Genomic DNA, 15367 nt, shown 5'->3' with positions numbered 1-15367 from the left:
ATCAAAGGGGGTCAAGCTATGAGAAAGGAAAGATTGGAAAATTCGATTCCGGAGAAACCAGCAGCAATTAGCGCCGAGCATCTGCATCATCCGGCCCAACATTTCGGTCATCCCCGAGACGTTCTTGCAGCCGACGATATCGACATAGACGAGAAACGCGCCATTCTTGCGTCGTGGGCATCCGACATCTTTGCCATCGATTCCAGTCCGGCCCTTCGCCTTTATCCTGGAACCGATAAGGCCGTCTCATATGACGAAATCATCGAAGCGCTGAAGACGCTGGACCTGTCTGATCGGCAAGGGCGAGGCGCTCACGTATCGAAGAATGCACGGCAAAATCCGCAGCTAATCCGTCGAATGGCCAGCGCTACCAAATGTTTCACCAATCGCGGATTAAAGCCCTGTACGGGCCTTTGAAGTCAGCGCATCATCAAGAAACCGGACGGCATTGAGAATCGCTTGATCCGCTTCAGGCAGGACACCGGCCAGCAGATGCCAGACATGAAACATACCCGGCCACACTTCAAGCGACACGCGCACACGAGCCTCACCCAGATTGGATGCAAGGCGGATTGCATCGCTGAGCATTACCTCGTTTTCACCGATCTGGATCAGCACCGGTGCCAGATCGTGTAAATCTGCGAAAACTGGAGAGGCATCAGGATGTGTCGGCAATTCCCCGGCAAGGAACATCCGCGCCAGCTTATTCAAAAATTCGACGCTGCAAAGCGGATCAATACCGTCGCGGACAGTGGCGGACAGGCCACTATGAGTTAGATTGGCCCAAGGTGAAAAAGCAGCACCCGCCACAGGCAATGCGATCCCCGCATCGCGGGCCTTGCGCATCATTGTGACAACCATCGCACCGCCAGCGGAATCGCCCGCAAGAACGAGGTTTTTCGGATCAACGCCTGATGAAAGCAGCGCACGATAGGCGGCAAACACATCATCAATCGGGGTTGGAAACGGAAATTCCGGTGCCTGACGATAATCGGGTGCGTAGATTTTTGCATTCAAGGCCTTTGCCAGCCGCCCGGTCAAACCGCGATAGCCTTCAACGCCGCCATGAACATATCCGCCGCCGTGGATATAGAGCAAGACCCGTTGAGGTTCCGGGCCTTCGGGAACAGCCGTCATCGTCGGCACGGAATCCAGCGTCGCGGTTCCATAGGAAACGTCTTTCATCGCGGGAAACAGGTGGCCAAGACCGCTCATATAATCAGTACGGACTTGCGCCCAACTGGCTTCTGACGTGCCGTAAATCTTTTCTACAACGGGACCCGCGGCCTCGATCCAGCCGTTGAGGGCCGCCTGTGCATTTTCGGGAAGCGTATTCTGGGAGGACATTTAAATACCTTTCATAATCTGTTCGACAATGAGTTATATGGACCTTCGATTGACGAACAGGTTTCCCCAATGCAGCGCCGTGACATCGCGAAACATCTGCCCGCTGCTTCCGAGCTTGATCTCGGGGCGTTGCGCATCTTTGTCGCCGTGGCAGAAGCCGGCAGCTTTGTCGGGGGTGGAAAGGCGGTGGGATTGACCCGTTCTGCGGCGGGTAAGGCGCTGGCGCGGCTGGAGGCTTACCTTGGAACGCGGCTGTTCCACCGCACCACCCGCCGCCTTTCCCTGACAACCGAGGGCCATGAATTCTACCACCGAAGCAGGCAACTGCTCGAAGACCTTGCCGAGGCCGAGGCAAGCATTCGTCCCAACCGGCTTCAGCCTCGCGGCACATTGCGCCTGACGGTCTCGGAAGGTTACGGAAAGGCGAAAATCATTCCTTACCTCGCGACTTATCTCGAAACCGCGCCCGATCTAGCTGTGGAAGTGAGCTTCACCGACCGGATGGTCGATCTGGTCGAAGAGGGCTTTGACCTTGCGATCCGGGTCGGGTCAGTCGCGACAAGCGGGCAGTATATCACGCAGGTGATCGACCGGACGCGGCTGGGACTTTATGCGTCACCGGACTATCTCCTCAAACGGGGCAAACCGGCCAGTACTGATGAGCTTAGGCATCATCAACGGTTAATTTACGGCCTGGGCACCACGTCAACGGTATGGAACCTGCTCCGTGAGGATGATCTGCCCATTACGATTGAAGGAGGTGTCCATATCCGCTTTGACAGCGGCGACGCGATCCGTGTGGCCGCCCTCGCGGGCCTTGGGATCGCACTTCTGCCCTCGTTCATCGTTGAACAAGATATCACGGACGGCAAGCTGGTGGAAATCCTGCCGAAAACCGCTATGAGCGAAGCCGCCATCCATGCGATTTATCCCAGCAGGCGTCACCTTTCCATCCGCACCCGAAGCTTCATTGAGGGGCTGAAGCGTTCTTTCCGATAGTGCGGAGGCACCGCTCAATCTGGCTCATCCACGCTCACGGCAAGCGACAAGCCTGCCATAAGGATGATGAAGACGCCAAAGCCCAGCACGGTATGGAAAACGCCGATGTGGCCTGCGGCATATCCGGCTATCATCGCCAGAAGCGCGTTCGGCAGATAGCTGGCTATGTAGAAGGACGAGATCAGGCCGGCACGTTCTTCGGGCCTTGCCCGCGCCACAAGACCGCGCAAGACGCCAAGGAAGCCAGCGCCAAAGCCGATGCCGGTCGGCAGTGAACCGAACAGAAGCAAGACAGGGCTGTGAAATAGCGTACCGAGCAGGACGATCCCGGTTCCGGCAATAATCGCCAGCCCCGCCCAGTTGCGCGCCGTTGTTGCCGAATGATGGCGGAACAGCATGACGGCACCCGCACCCGCCAGAGTCAGAATTCCGACCGCAGCACCACTCAGCCACGCCATCGACGGTCCTGCCGCCATTTCGTGCAGAAGCCCGGGCAACAGCGACAGAAACAGCGCGCCCAATCCCCAGACCGCGACATTCAGCGGGATGATGCGGAGAAACATGGCTCGCACCTCGGTCGGAATCTCGACCTTTGGACGCAGGGATAAGCCTTTGCTGATTCTGTTCTGGAAAGTCTCCGCTGAAAGCAAGGTGCGCAGTATTTGGATCAGGGAAAGCCCCAGGGTCAGTGCATAGACCAGCCGCAAGGGTAACGGCGCGAACTGGACCAGAACACCTGCCCCGATCGCGCCCAATGCCATGCCAACCATAGGCGCCAGACTGTTGATCACCGCGCCTGTCTTGTGATCGACATCCAGAAGCGCTGCCGCAACCGCCGTGGTCGCAATACCTGTGGCAAAACCCTGAACCAGACGCGCCGCCACCAGCCAGCTTCCGCTGTCAGCAACGAGGAACATGACAAGGGCAACACATTCCACCGCGAGCGCCGCCACGATGACAGACCGTCGGCCATAATGGTTGGATAAAGCTCCCAGAAACAACAGCGAGACGAGCAGCGTTCCGACATAGATCGCGAAAATCACGCTGATCAGAAAGGCCGAAATGCCCCAGCTTGCCTGATAAAGCGGAAACAGCGGCGTCGTCATGCTCGATGCCGCGAAAAACAGAATGATGGTGAGGCCGTGCAAAGCAAGGGCGGATGAACTTTCCGCCCCGCCCCGCGTCTCGTTACAAAGGGTGGTCATGTCAGCGATTCCATGCTAAAAGCGAATTTGTTGCGTTTGTAGCGCAAACTGACCACTAAAGCAAATTATTTGCGTTAGTGGTCAGTTTGATGCGTCACGCCGTACCGTGGAAGACCTTGAATTGTCCTTGAGAGATCAGACAGATACAGCCCCTGCCCCAATCAGCCGACCGGGAGGCCGCGCGGCGCGGATACAGGCCGCCGTTCTGGAAGCCGTGGAAACACTGCGGCAGGAAAAGGCCGCATCCGAGATCACCGTGCCGATGATCGCGGCCCGCGCAGGCGTCACGCCCTCGACCATCTACCGCCGTTGGGGTGATCTTTCGCAATTGCTGGCCGATGTCGCCGTGCGGCAGTTTCAGGCCGATGCGCTGCCGGCGGATAGCGGCGACTGGCAAAGCGATCTTGGGCTCTGGCTTGAACAGTTCGTGGACGAGATGAGTTCAGGCCCCGGACGCGCATTGCTGCGCGAAGCGCTGGCCGGAAGCTCGACCGAACGTGCGGGCCAATGCACGGAATGTATCCTGCGCAACCTCGCCAGCATCATTGCTCGCGGTGTCCGGCAAGGCGCAACCCCGCCCGACGCAGAAACCGTGCTCGACCGGGTCGTGGCACCGGTGATCTACCGGATATTGTTTACGAAAACACCGCCCACCACGGACTATGCCGCAAAGCTATTGCGTCAATGTCTGGATGGGAAGACAGGCTGACTTTCGCCGTCTGTCCAGATCTTTCGGTCAATGCGTAACCGCGACAGCTTCCAGTTGCGCAGGCGCCATGAGCGCGAATGCGGAGCGCATTTCGCGCGCTTCCTCTCCGGGACTGCGACCGAAAAGCCGTTTGAACTCGCGGTTGAACTGTGACGCGCTTTCATAGCCGACCCGTGCCGCAGCCGCTGCTGCCGTTACATCGTCGCGGATCATCATAAGGCGCGCCTGATGCAGGCGGACAGACTTGATATATTGAATGGGCGAGGTTGCTGTAACCGCCTTGAAATGGGCATGGAAGGCGGGAGTGCTAAGGCCCGCTTCATTTGCCAGCGAGCCCACATCGAGCGGCTGGGCGTAATCGCTATGAATGCGCCGCAGAACACGCGCGATGCGGCCGAAATTGCCATGGCTTGCCAAGGCTGCCCGGATCGCACCGCCCTGCCCGCCCACCAGAACGCGGAAACACAATTCGCGAACGATGGCAGGCCCCAGCACCCTTGCTTCCAGCGGCGAACACAATGCGCGAAGCAGGCGCACCGTCGTATCGGCCAGCGTGGCGTCCAATGGTGTGGAGACGATACCGGCGGGCGGACTTGCCGGGCTGCTGGCCTGCTGATCGACCTCGATGATCAGATCGGCCACGGCGGTCATGTCGAGACGAACGGAGACAGCCAGCAAAGGCTCTTCGGGACTGGCATCCGTCTCTGTCGAGAAAGGCAGCGGGACGGACAGCACCAAATAATGCTGTGCATCGTATTGATAGACCTGATTGGCCAGATAGCCGCGTTTGTGCCCCTGACAGACGATCACGATGCTGGGCTCATACAGCACCGGCGTGCGGCCCAGCGGGCGATCCGCCCGCATGAGGCGGACGCCATCAAGCAGCGATTTCGTATGACCCTCATGCGGAGCAAGCTGCCGGATCAGCGACGCCATCTCGGCTTGCCGCGAGGTATCCGACTTGAATTCTCTCGTATTTATGTGGTGGTTATCCATACAAAATGGATACAATAACACACATACTGTCGGCAATAGACATTAAAATAAATAGTTTTAGGCAATAATACAAGAGCTCTTGGTCTAGCTCGTTCCGCATCGTCTAACTAACTTCCTTCTCGTTCAAACACCCTCTGCGGTGCCGCATGCGACTGCTGCAGGAAAGGAGGAAGAAAACATGGATATATCACCTGATGCCAAAGTCATTCTGTTGACTGGTGCCAGCAGCGGCATTGGCGAAGCCACCGCCCGCCATCTGGCCCGAATGGGCCATCATCTCGTCATAGGTGCACGCCGTACCGAACGTCTTGCAGTATTGCAGGAAGAATTACGGACCGAAGGCCGGCAGGTTGACGCCCTGGCACTCGACGTCACACGGCTTGAAGACCTTCAGCGCATGGCCGATTTCGCGCGCGAACGGCATGGGCAAATCGACGTGCTGATCAACAATGCCGGCGTCATGCCGCTTTCCCCTCTGGCGGCGCTAAAGGTCGATGAGTGGAACCGCATGATCGACGTCAATATAAAGGGCGTATTGCACGGCATTGCAGCCGTCCTGCCGGTCATGCAGGCAGAGGGCAAAGGGCACATCATCAACATCGCCTCAATCGGCGCGCATGCCGTCTCGCCCACTGCCGCAGTCTATTGTGCAAGCAAGTTTGCAGTACGTGCCATTTCAGATGGTCTGCGTCAGGAAACCGACCAGATTCGGGTGAGCGTCATCAGTCCCGGTGTCGTGCAATCGGAACTGGCGGATCACATCACCGATGAAACGGCGCGCGCCGCCATGCTGGAGTTTCGCCGTGTTGCCCTGCCCCCGCAGGCGGTGGCGCAGGCAATCGCCTATGCGATCTCGCAACCCGACGACGTGGATGTCAGCGAAATCATCGTGCGTCCCACTGCCAGCCCCTTTTGAGCGACAAATCCCAATCGACAAGGACTATCATGTCACAGACAATGACAACATCACCCCAACACGACCTGCCCTTTGCAGGCAAGGTCGCTATCGTCACCGGTGCCGCCAGCGGTATCGGCCTTGCGACAGTCGAGCTTCTTCACGCTCAAGGCGCACGTATCGTGGCGGTCGGCCGTGGCGATAATGTCAAGGCCCTCGCCCGCGACAGCATCGTGCCGCTGGTTGCGGACGTCGCGCAGGAAGCAAGCTCGGCACGTGCGGTGGATACAGCGCTTTCAGAATTCGGGCAGCTGGATATTCTGGTTAACAATGCCGGTATCATCATCAACCGGCCCTTGGCCGAGATGAGCCTTGATGAGTGGAACCAGGTGCTTGCGGTCAACGCGACTGGTGCCTTCCTGTTTTCGCGCGAAGCCATGCGGGCGATGATGCCTGCCCGACGCGGGGCAATCGTCAATATAGGCTCCTATGCCTGCTTCCAGTCCTTTCCCGGCATTGCCGCCTATGCGGCATCCAAGGGCGCGCTGGCGCAACTCACCCGCACGTTGGCGCTTGAGGCCATCGGCCACAGCATCCGCGTCAATGCGGTCGGCTCAGGTGATGCAGTGACCAATATCACGAATGCAATCCAGCCAGATGGCCGCGCCTATCTTGCCGAACATGGCCGCAAAGCACCAATCGGTCGCGCTGCTTCCCCTGAGGAAATCGCTGAAGTGGTCGCTTTCCTCGCCTCGGACCGCGCAAGCTACATAGTGGGAGCCATCGTCATGGCCGATGGCGGGATGAGCGTGGCCATTCAATAATCAACAAACAACAGGAGTATCCATTCATGCAGCAACAAACTCAAAACAAGGTCTGGTTCATCACGGGGGCTGCGCGCGGCATCGGCCTGTCTCTGGCGCGGAAGGCCATGGCCAAAGGCGATAGCGTGGCCGCCACCTCGCGCACGCTCGAAAGCCTGCGGCAGGCATTTGGCGACGACAGCGCGCAATTTCTGGCACTGGAAGTCGATCTCGTCAGCGAGGCAAGAGTGAAAGCCGCCATCGACAAGACCATCGCCACCTTCGGTCGCATCGACCGCGTGGTCAACAATGCGGGCTACGGCCAACAGGGAGCCGTCGAGGCACTCTCCGACGCCGAACTGCGGCGCAATTTCGACGTCAATGTCTTCGCGCCCCTGCATGTGCTGCGCCATTCATTGCCGCATCTGCGTCGGCAGCGCAGCGGCCACATCTTCAATGTGGCTTCCATTGTCGGCTTTCAGGGCAGCTATGCCGGCTGGGGTAGCTATGTCGCCAGCAAGTTTGCGCTAGCAGGGCTGACCGAAACCCTCGCCGCTGAACTTGCGGAACTCGGCATCAAGGCGACTGTCGTCTATCCCGGCCCGGTGCGCACCGGCTTCCTGTCGAAGGACAGTCTGGTGGTGGCCGAGCATTCCATCGCCGATTATACTGAAGCGCAGGCTTCGCTCGACCTGCATATGAATGAGTTGGACGGCAAGCAGGCGGGCGATCCGGAGAAAGTGGCGACGCTGATCATGCAGGCCGCAAGTGTGGCCGAGCCGCCGGTGCATCTCTTTGCGGGCAAGATCGCAAACACTTTGGCCGAACAGAAGATGGAAGCCATACACAAGGATCTCGATGCTTGGCGCGGCGCTTCAGACGCCACAGATTTCGACGATTGACCGCATGAATGAGGCGCACCGCAGGCATGGCTTGCGGCGTGCCATCAAATTCACGATGGATCTGTATCATGTTTGACGAATTTCCGGCTGAAAAGGCCTATCGCATTCTCGAATCCGGCCCCATCCTGCTGGTATCGACGTACGGGGTGGACGGTCGCGCCAACCTTATGACCATGGGCTTCCACATGATGATAAGCCACGATCCGGCATTGGTCGGCGTCGTCATCGGTCCGTGGGATCATAGCCATGAGGCGCTTATGGAAAGCCGTGAATGCGTGCTGGCCGTGCCAACCGTCGATCTGGCGGAAAAGGTGGTCGATATCGGCAATTGTTCAGGGGACACGGTCGATAAATTCGAGCGTTTCGACCTGACACCCGTCGCAGCAAAAACCGTGAGCGCGCCGCTGGTGAGTGGTGAGCGCAACGAATAGCCCACGTCTTTCGTGATTGACGGAATGGATTTCCGGCTGGCAGTCAAAACTTTTGCTTTGCCCGCTTCGGCATAAAATAGGTTCGGATATTGACGAGTGCTTCAGCGACGTCAGCGGCATCCTGGCGGGTGGCTTTGCGTTTTGTCTCGCCGAGCTTGCGAATTGGCGCAATGATATCGCCGGTGACGGCATGACCGCGAAGAACCGGCTGCCAAAGTCTCGGCGCGTATCCTGTTGCCAGCAAAAAGCAGAGGTCCCAATCGAACGGATCAAAGGTTTGATCATCGATCCTGGTGAACCTGGGCCGGTAGTCTTTCGGGGTTTCAGAGAGGCTCCCCGAGATACGGTTATATTCCGCAACGATCGTCTGCACGGCCCGATGTTCGGTTGTTTCCATCGGCAGGTTCAGGGCGTCCGGGCCAGTCAGTTCCGGGATCCATTTGCGTGGGTCGATGAACTTTGGGCCAATGATCAGAGCCGTAAGATAACCATCGAGACCGCTCATTGACCAGATTGGCGATGCCGGACGGCGTCCCCTGATAAAGGCTTCGAACGCCGCGTCATCAAGCTTCGGTCGATCCGTCGTCCCCTGGCTGTTGTGCATCATGCCGCCCGTCGCTCCTGCTGCGTCATCGCTTCACGCTCAGCCTTCCAGGCCCACGGCAGGAGACTTTCCATTTCGTTGGCTTTCACTTTGCCGGAGATGATGCGCTCCAGCACATCGGCAAGCCAGACCTCGGGGTCCACACCATTCAGTTTACAGGTGTTGACGAGCGATGCGAGGACAGCGAAAGTCTTTCCACCCCGCTCGTTGCCCACGAACAGCGAATTCTTCCTCGTCAGGGCCACGGATTTCATTGAACGCTCGACCACATTGGAATCGATCTCGACCCGGCCATCATCAAGGCAGGCTGTCAACCCGCTCCAATGGTTGAGCGTGTAGCTGACGGCCTTGCCAAGCGCCGATTTCGCCGACACCTCGTCGCGCAGTTCGGTGAGGTGGACTTTCAGCTCTCTCATGACTGGAGCAGCCTCGCGACGTCTCACGACGAGCCGGGTATCGGCGCTTTCGCCGCGCAGTTTTGCTTCGATCCGATAGACTTCCGCAATCCTGGCAAGGATCGACAAAGCCTCCGAAGAACCCGTCAGCTTGACGACATCGACGAACTTGCGCCGCGCATGAGCAAGGCAGAAGGCCAGCCGCATGGGTGCGACATTGCTCTTGCCCCGACGTTTGACCATGGTTTTATAGGCTTGGTATCCATCGACTTGAAGCACGCCGGTAAACGACGACAATTGCCCCTCGATCTCGCGGGCGCTGCGGCTTTCGGCAAAGATATAGGCCACGGCCGGCGGTGCCGGACCATTCCAGGGACGGTCGTCAACCGCCTGCGCCCATAACTGGCAGACCTTGGTTCGTTTGCGCCCCGGCTCGAGCCGCGGCAACGGCGTCTCGTCACAGAACACTCTCGGCTGCGAGCGGATAAAGGCGGTAAGCGCGTCATAGAGAAGCTCCAGCCACCAGGCGACCCGCATCACCCAGGCGCCAAGCGTACCGCGATCGATGATGACACCGCAGGAGGCCAGCATTTGCGCCTGTCGATTGAGCGGGAGATGCCAGGCAAACTTCGAAACAGCGACATGCGCGGCAAACGCCGTGGTCACCATGCCACCGTCCATCACGCGCGCCGGTGCAGGTGCTTGCACGATGGCACTCTCACAGGCCCGGCATGCATAGCGCGGCCGGATCGTCCGTTTGACCCGGACAACAGCAGGTACGATGTCGAGCGCCTCGCTGACGTCCGTGCCGATGCAATGCAGTTCGAACGAACAGCAGGGGCAAATCTTGCTCTCCGGCTCAATGATCTCTTCATAGCGCGGAAGATGCTTGGGCAAGCGGCCGATATTGCGGGCAGACGATCGCCGTGCCTGTGTTTTGTCTTCACCGGCCGGTGCGGCATCGTCATTGGCTGCAACGGGAATATCGCTTAGATCGCCCAGGTCGAGCGTTGCCTGGGCTGGATCGATGATCGTCATCTTCTCCGATTTCGTCCCGAAGAGCTGGCGCTCAAGGAAGGCAATACGCGCTTTGAGATCGGCATTCTCTTCGTCGAGTAAGAGAATGATCCGGGTCAATTGCGCAGCATCCTGGGGCAAGGGATCGGGTCGAAGCAGCATGACCGACCCTATCATATTAGCCTGAATCTTCAAGCAAAACCAATAGGATCAGCCTACTTTTGAGGGTCGTCTCACCGCGTTTCGCTTGACCCGCGTCCAGTCAATGCCAGCTAGCAAAAGCGAGAACTCCTGGGCACTCATCTGCATCGCACCATCGCGGATCGGGGGCCAAACAAACTTTCCGCTCTCCAACCACTTTGTCGCCAGGATCATGCCTGACCCATCCCAGTAAATGCAGCGAAGTCGATCCAGACGCTTGGCGCGGAAAACGAACACGTCGCCACAATAGGGATCGGCCGCGAGCGCTGACGCCACCAAAGCCACAAGGCCATTCATGCCGCGCCGGAAGTCGACCGGTTGCGTAGCCACCATGATCTTCACGCCACTCGGCGAAACTCCGATCACCGGCGACCTCGCAAGGCCGCCACCATCGCTTGCGCCAGTTCAGGTGCTACCGGGCCGATAACCGTCATGCGCGCGCCAGCAATCTCGATCTCAATTCGACCCGCGGCAAAGTGGGCGACATCTGACGGCGAGCCTGGAGCCGGCGTTCGATCGCCAACTACCGTCACCGGCACGAACATCGCCTGCTGCGCACTGGACCTCGCAGATCGTTGAGAGGTCAGCCCAGCGTCCCGGCGCCAGACGTTCAGCAAGCCGCGATTGACGCCCCAGCGCCGGGCAACGGCCGAGATGTTAACATCAGGTTCCGCGCTTTCCGCAAGGATCCGCGCCTTCTCCTCGTCAGTCCAATTCCGCCGCTGCCGCCGGCCGGTAATCACCTCGATCCGACGATACTTTCCCTCATGCCTGGCTTCATCCATGTCTTCAAGCATGGCATCAGCGCGATCTCCAATCATCCCGGTCCGCTCCTATCAATGAAGGAGCTTATCTCGCGGCATCATTCACAAAAGAAAAGGTGGGATGTTCGTCGCGCTCACGGTGAGTGAATGCTGGGCCAATCTCGAATGCCGCATCGCAGATGATGGCTGGTCGCAACGCTATAACCTGTTCGTACTGGAGGTCCGGCACATCTCGGTCGACAATGCGCGGCAGGAAAAGCGGCTCATCCACCATCAGGGCGATGGCCGCTTCAGCATCGATGGCGAAACCATCGATCTGGGCGAACGCATGGTCAAGTGGCGTTACTTGATGGATTGACTTGCTTCCGCGCCTTGGCGAAACCGCGATCCGTGGCGATGAACCGCTTCAGCAAGGGCACGATCAGTCTGGCAGGCCCGCTGGGCGCACCGCTATCGGCCAACAGAGCGCCGTAGTCGATGAGGTCACCGTGGAACTGCGCGGGCAATTCCACCGCCACTTTCATCGGCTTGTCGTCGGCAAGAAGACCGAGTTTCAGCTTTGTCATGGTCAGTCCCTGTATGGTTCGAGAACTAAAACCCGCGTCACGATGACCCTGACCGGGAAGCCCGACGGGATGGTTAGCGTCGGCGCGACCTGCAACTGGCACTGGACGATCTGCTGCCTGGCCTGATTGATGGTGTCCTGTGCCCCGTCGCGGATGGCACGGATCAGCCTGTCCTCGTAGTCAGTCGCCAGTTCCGTGCCGATGCCGAGCAGCGTTGACAGGCCGGCTGCCTTCCTCAAATCCCACCAATGGTAATAGACGCCATCCTCAAGCCCGGTATAGCCGGAAGCGTCAGCACCGGCTAGCGTTCCAACACGATGGAGCGGCCATTGGGCAAGATCAGGCGGTTCCAGACGAGGAGGATGCGGCGCTGCCCGAACTGCACGCCGGCATCATATTGCCCGATAATTCGCGTTCCCTGTGAAACCAGGATAAGCGGGCCGGTTGGGCTGTCATAGATTGGGATGTTTTGAAAATGTCGCAATGCGATGCGGCGTGACTGAGTGCCGACGTCCCCAGGGCTATCTTGCAATTTGAAGCGGTTATGCCTGGACCGCTCACGGGAACGCCCTGCGGTGAGGCCATTTCCAGCGCGATGTCGTTAACAGGCATGTTGCACCATGAGCCGACGAGATCAAAATGTCTCACCCATAACAATTGTATGTGGTTGCGTGGTTCGTTACCCCCGATTTGAACCTGTTTTAGCTAAGGCACTGTTATAACTGATAAAATGAGATTTCGGTGTGTTATGATAATTTTTGGAAAACAAAAACCCTCAGCCAACTATTTGAATTGATTGAGGGTTTTGGGTTCTAACTGGTTGCGGGGGCAGGATTTGAACCTGCGGCCTTCAGGTTATGAGCCTGACGAGCTACCGGGCTGCTCCACCCCGCGATAAACTTTTGAGTGCCGTGCTTACGCCCGGTCTTGTTTTGTTTTCCGTCCTCGCTGGCTGTGCCGGCTGCGGTCGGAAGAGGCTGCTCCACCCCGCGCCAGGGTGTTTATTATGAACTGGTTTGGGTATTTTTTTGGCGCCTGACGCTGATGCGAACTGTTTTGCATGTTTTGCTGAGAAGATGTTTTGATTTGTGTGCTTGGCAGACCTGGCAGCGACCTACTCTCCCGTGTCTTAAGACAAAGTACCATTGGCGCTGGAGCGTTTCACGGCCGAGTTCGGAATGGGATCGGGTGCAGCCGCTCCGCCATAACCACCAGGTCGGCGAAGAACACAAATATGAGAAGCTGGTTAGGGGAGTAGGGGAATAGGGCAGTAAGGGAGTATGTTAGCTCACTGTTTCCTCTGCTCTTTCCGTCTTTCGTGCTGATAGCATCAACGCTCTTATAGAGCGCTGACAAACAATAAGCACGCGACTGCGTGCCGCCGGTTTTCCGGCGCCCTGTCCGGAGCGAAGCGGCTTTAGCCGCGACAGCGTGAGGACAGAAGTTAAAGCTGATATCCATCAAGCTTTGCTTGATGGATATTGTAAATGGGAGTGATCAAGTCGATCGAGCTATTAGTACCGGTAAGCTACATGCGTTGCCGCACTTCCACACCCGGCCTATCAACGTGGTAGTCTTCCACGGCTCTGATAGGGAATACTCGTTTTTAGGTGGGTTTCCCGCTTAGATGCCTTCAGCGGTTATCCCGTCCGTATATAGCTACCCTGCTATGCCGTTGGCACGACAACAGGTCCACCAGAGATACGTCCATCCCGGTCCTCTCGTACTAGGGACAGATCCTATCAATATTCCTACACCCACGGCAGATAGGGACCGAACTGTCTCACGACGTTCTGAACCCAACTCACGTACCGCTTTAAATGGCGAACAGCCATACCCTTGGGACCTGCTCCAGCCCCAGGATGCGATGAGTCGACATCGAGGTGCCAAACAACCCCGTCGATATGGACTCTTGGGGGTCATCAGCCTGTTATCCCCGGCGTACCTTTTATCCGTTGAGCGATGGCCCTTCCACGCGGGACCACCGGATCACTATGACCGACTTTCGTCTCTGCTCGACTTGTCAGTCTTGCAGTCAGGCAGGCTTATGCCATTGCACTCGACGAACGATTTCCGACCGTTCTGAGCCTACCATCGCGCGCCTCCGTTACTCTTTAGGAGGCGACCGCCCCAGTCAAACTACCCACCATACACGGTCCTGGACCCGGATAACGGGCCGCAGTTAGACATCCATAAAAACAAGGGTGGTATTTCAAGGTTGACTCCACAAAGGCTGGCGCCCCTGCTTCAAAGTCTACCACCTATCCTACACATGTCGTCACGAATGCCAGTGTAAAGCTATAGTAAAGGTGCACGGGGTCTTTCCGTCTAACCGCAGGAACCCCGCATCTTCACGGGGAATTCAATTTCACTGAGTCTGCGTTGGAGACAGCGGGGAAGTCGTTACGCCATTCGTGCAGGTCGGAACTTACCCGACAAGGAATTTCGCTACCTTAGGACCGTTATAGTTACGGCCGCCGTTTACTGGGGCTTCAATTCAATGCTTGCACATCTCCTCTTAACCTTCCAGCACCGGGCAGGCGTCAGACCCTATACGTCGTCTTGCGACTTCGCAGAGCCCTGTGTTTTTGGTAAACAGTCGCTACCCCCTGGTCTGTGCCACCCCCACCTAGTTGCCTAAATGGAGGTCACGCTTCTTCCGAAGTTACGCGTGCATTTTGCCGAGTTCCTTCAACGCAGTTCTCTCAAGCGCCTTGGTATTCTCTACCAGTCCACCAGTGTCGGTTTAGGGTACGGTCTATATGCAGGAGCTATTTCCTGGAACCGCTTCGCTGCAAGATCAATCCAATAAGACCTCACAACACACGCAATCCGTCACTACCTGCAGGCCCACGAATATTAACGTGGTTCCCATCGACTACGCCTTTCGGCCTCGCCTTAGGGGCCGGCTAACCCTGCTCAGATTAACTTTAAGCAGGAACCCTTGGACTTTCGGCGAGGGAGTCTCTCACTCCCTTTATCGTTACTCATGTCAGCATTCTCACTTCCGATACCTCCAGGATGTCTCACGACTGTCCCTTCACAGGCTTACGGAACGCTCCGCTACCACGCACAAATGTGCATCCACAGCTTCGGTGTATGGCTTTAGCCCCGGTACATTTTCGGCGCAAAGACCCTTATTTAGACCAGTGAGCTGTTACGCTTTCTTTAAATGATGGCTGCTTCTAAGCCAACATCCTGGTTGTTTTGGGATCCTCACATCCTTTCCCACTTAGCCATAACTTAGGGACCTTAGATGGTGGTCAGGGTTGTTGCCCTCTCCACGACGGACGTTAGCACCCGCCGTGTGTCTGCCGACTAGTACTCCCCGGTATTCGGAGTTTGATTAGGATCAGTAAGACGGTGAGTCCCCATAGCCCATTCAGTGCTCTACCCCCGGGGGTATTCGGTCGACGCTCTACCTAAATAGATTTCGCGGAGAACCAGCTATCTCCAAGTTTGATTGGCCTTTCACCCCTAGCCACAAGTCATCCCGATCTATTGCAACAGATATGGGTTCGGTCCTCCAGTAC

The 15367-nt window shown here is 57.5% G+C and carries 15 protein-coding genes, 1 tRNA gene, 2 rRNA genes and 2 pseudogenes (1 of these 20 cut by a window edge); 8 read left to right on the top strand and 12 right to left on the bottom strand.

What is annotated here, in order from left to right:
* The first annotated feature begins 18 nt into the window (after positions 1 to 18).
* Positions 19 to 417, top strand: coding sequence for a hypothetical protein (locus tag MKS82_RS26835; protein ID WP_109987533.1), 399 nt, complete (start codon positions 19 to 21; stop codon positions 415 to 417).
* Here MKS82_RS26835 and MKS82_RS26830 read toward each other — a convergent pair.
* A complete protein-coding gene (locus MKS82_RS26830; RefSeq protein ID WP_109987534.1) occupies positions 394 to 1347 on the bottom strand; it encodes an alpha/beta hydrolase in 954 nt (317 codons plus the stop codon). The genes MKS82_RS26835 and MKS82_RS26830 overlap by 24 nt on opposite strands.
* 69 nt (positions 1348 to 1416) lie before the next feature.
* Between MKS82_RS26830 and MKS82_RS26825 the strand changes: the two genes are divergently transcribed.
* A complete protein-coding gene (locus MKS82_RS26825; protein ID WP_181394274.1) occupies positions 1417 to 2346 on the top strand; it encodes a LysR family transcriptional regulator in 930 nt (309 codons plus the stop codon).
* A 14-nt stretch (positions 2347 to 2360) separates the two neighbouring features.
* Here the strand turns inward: MKS82_RS26825 and MKS82_RS26820 are convergent, their stop codons facing one another.
* The gene (locus MKS82_RS26820) at positions 2361 to 3551 is read right to left on the bottom strand and encodes an MFS transporter (protein WP_109987535.1); all 1191 of its coding nucleotides are present in this window, start codon (positions 3549 to 3551) and stop codon (positions 2361 to 2363) included.
* Between the two features lie 127 nt (positions 3552 to 3678).
* On the opposite strand from MKS82_RS26820, the gene MKS82_RS26815 reads away from it, so the two are divergent.
* A complete protein-coding gene (locus MKS82_RS26815) occupies positions 3679 to 4260 on the top strand; it encodes a TetR/AcrR family transcriptional regulator (RefSeq protein WP_162995101.1) in 582 nt (193 codons plus the stop codon).
* Between the two features lie 27 nt (positions 4261 to 4287).
* Here MKS82_RS26815 and MKS82_RS26810 read toward each other — a convergent pair whose 3' ends face one another.
* On the bottom strand, positions 4288 to 5196 hold the full coding sequence (locus MKS82_RS26810; RefSeq protein WP_109987537.1) for an AraC family transcriptional regulator: 909 nt from the start codon (positions 5194 to 5196) through the stop codon (positions 4288 to 4290).
* Between the two features lie 238 nt (positions 5197 to 5434).
* Between MKS82_RS26810 and MKS82_RS26805 the strand changes: the two genes are divergently transcribed.
* From MKS82_RS26805 to MKS82_RS26790, 4 genes and pseudogenes are all read left to right on the top strand, one after another.
* Positions 5435 to 6172, top strand: a complete 738-nt coding sequence (locus MKS82_RS26805) for an SDR family oxidoreductase (RefSeq protein WP_109987538.1) — start codon at positions 5435 to 5437, stop codon at positions 6170 to 6172.
* A gap of 29 nt (positions 6173 to 6201) precedes the next feature.
* Entirely contained in the window at positions 6202 to 6975 is a 774-nt protein-coding gene (locus MKS82_RS26800) for an SDR family NAD(P)-dependent oxidoreductase (protein WP_109987539.1), read from the top strand.
* 26 nt (positions 6976 to 7001) lie between these two features.
* Positions 7002 to 7856: an SDR family oxidoreductase gene (locus MKS82_RS26795; protein ID WP_109987540.1), complete on the top strand. Its 855-nt coding sequence runs from the start codon at positions 7002 to 7004 to the stop codon at positions 7854 to 7856.
* A 68-nt stretch (positions 7857 to 7924) separates the two neighbouring features.
* Positions 7925 to 8269 (top strand): annotated as a pseudogene (locus tag MKS82_RS26790) (flavin reductase family protein); the annotation flags it as partial.
* Between the two features lie 61 nt (positions 8270 to 8330).
* On the opposite strand, the gene MKS82_RS26785 reads toward MKS82_RS26790, so the two are convergent.
* From MKS82_RS26785 to tnpA, 4 genes are read right to left on the bottom strand one after another with little or no spacing between them, the layout of a single operon-like run.
* The gene (locus tag MKS82_RS26785) at positions 8331 to 8894 is read right to left on the bottom strand and encodes a UPF0149 family protein (protein ID WP_105528924.1); all 564 of its coding nucleotides are present in this window, start codon (positions 8892 to 8894) and stop codon (positions 8331 to 8333) included.
* Entirely contained in the window at positions 8891 to 10465 is a 1575-nt protein-coding gene (gene tnpC, locus MKS82_RS26780; RefSeq protein WP_151607717.1) for an IS66 family transposase, read from the bottom strand. The genes MKS82_RS26785 and tnpC overlap by 4 nt, the downstream gene beginning before the upstream one ends.
* Positions 10466 to 10513: 48 nt before the next feature.
* Entirely contained in the window at positions 10514 to 10870 is a 357-nt protein-coding gene (gene tnpB / locus MKS82_RS26775) for an IS66 family insertion sequence element accessory protein TnpB (RefSeq protein WP_105528926.1), read from the bottom strand.
* Positions 10867 to 11325 (bottom strand): IS66-like element accessory protein TnpA, encoded by a 459-nt coding sequence (gene tnpA, locus MKS82_RS26770; RefSeq protein WP_168436537.1) that lies wholly within the window; start codon positions 11323 to 11325, stop codon positions 10867 to 10869. The genes tnpB and tnpA overlap by 4 nt, the downstream gene beginning before the upstream one ends.
* Before the next feature lie 64 nt (positions 11326 to 11389).
* On the opposite strand from tnpA, the gene MKS82_RS26765 reads away from it, so the two are divergent.
* Positions 11390 to 11626, top strand: a complete 237-nt coding sequence (locus MKS82_RS26765; protein WP_240579480.1) for a flavin reductase — start codon at positions 11390 to 11392, stop codon at positions 11624 to 11626.
* Here the strand turns inward: MKS82_RS26765 and MKS82_RS26760 are convergent.
* From MKS82_RS26760 to MKS82_RS26740, 5 genes and pseudogenes are all read right to left on the bottom strand, one after another.
* Positions 11601 to 11834 (bottom strand): DUF2274 domain-containing protein, encoded by a 234-nt coding sequence (locus MKS82_RS26760; RefSeq protein WP_109987542.1) that lies wholly within the window; start codon positions 11832 to 11834, stop codon positions 11601 to 11603. The two genes, MKS82_RS26765 and MKS82_RS26760, sit on opposite strands and share 26 nt — an antisense overlap.
* A 2-nt stretch (positions 11835 to 11836) precedes the next feature.
* Positions 11837 to 12294 (bottom strand): annotated as a pseudogene (locus MKS82_RS26755) (TrbI/VirB10 family protein); the annotation flags it as partial.
* Positions 12295 to 12651: 357 nt separating this feature from the next.
* Positions 12652 to 12728: transfer RNA gene (locus MKS82_RS26750), tRNA-Met, on the bottom strand.
* A gap of 207 nt (positions 12729 to 12935) precedes the next feature.
* A 5S ribosomal RNA gene (gene rrf / locus MKS82_RS26745) occupies positions 12936 to 13050 on the bottom strand.
* 277 nt (positions 13051 to 13327) lie between these two features.
* Positions 13328 to 15367, bottom strand: a 23S ribosomal RNA gene (locus tag MKS82_RS26740) (it continues 847 nt past the right edge of the window).

Origin of the sequence: Ochrobactrum sp. A-1 (assembly GCF_022488005.1) — a bacterium.
GTDB lineage: Bacteria > Pseudomonadota > Alphaproteobacteria > Rhizobiales > Rhizobiaceae > Brucella.
The sequence above is the reverse complement of the archived record's forward strand: the minus strand, read 5'-3'. Positions and strand labels throughout refer to the sequence as shown.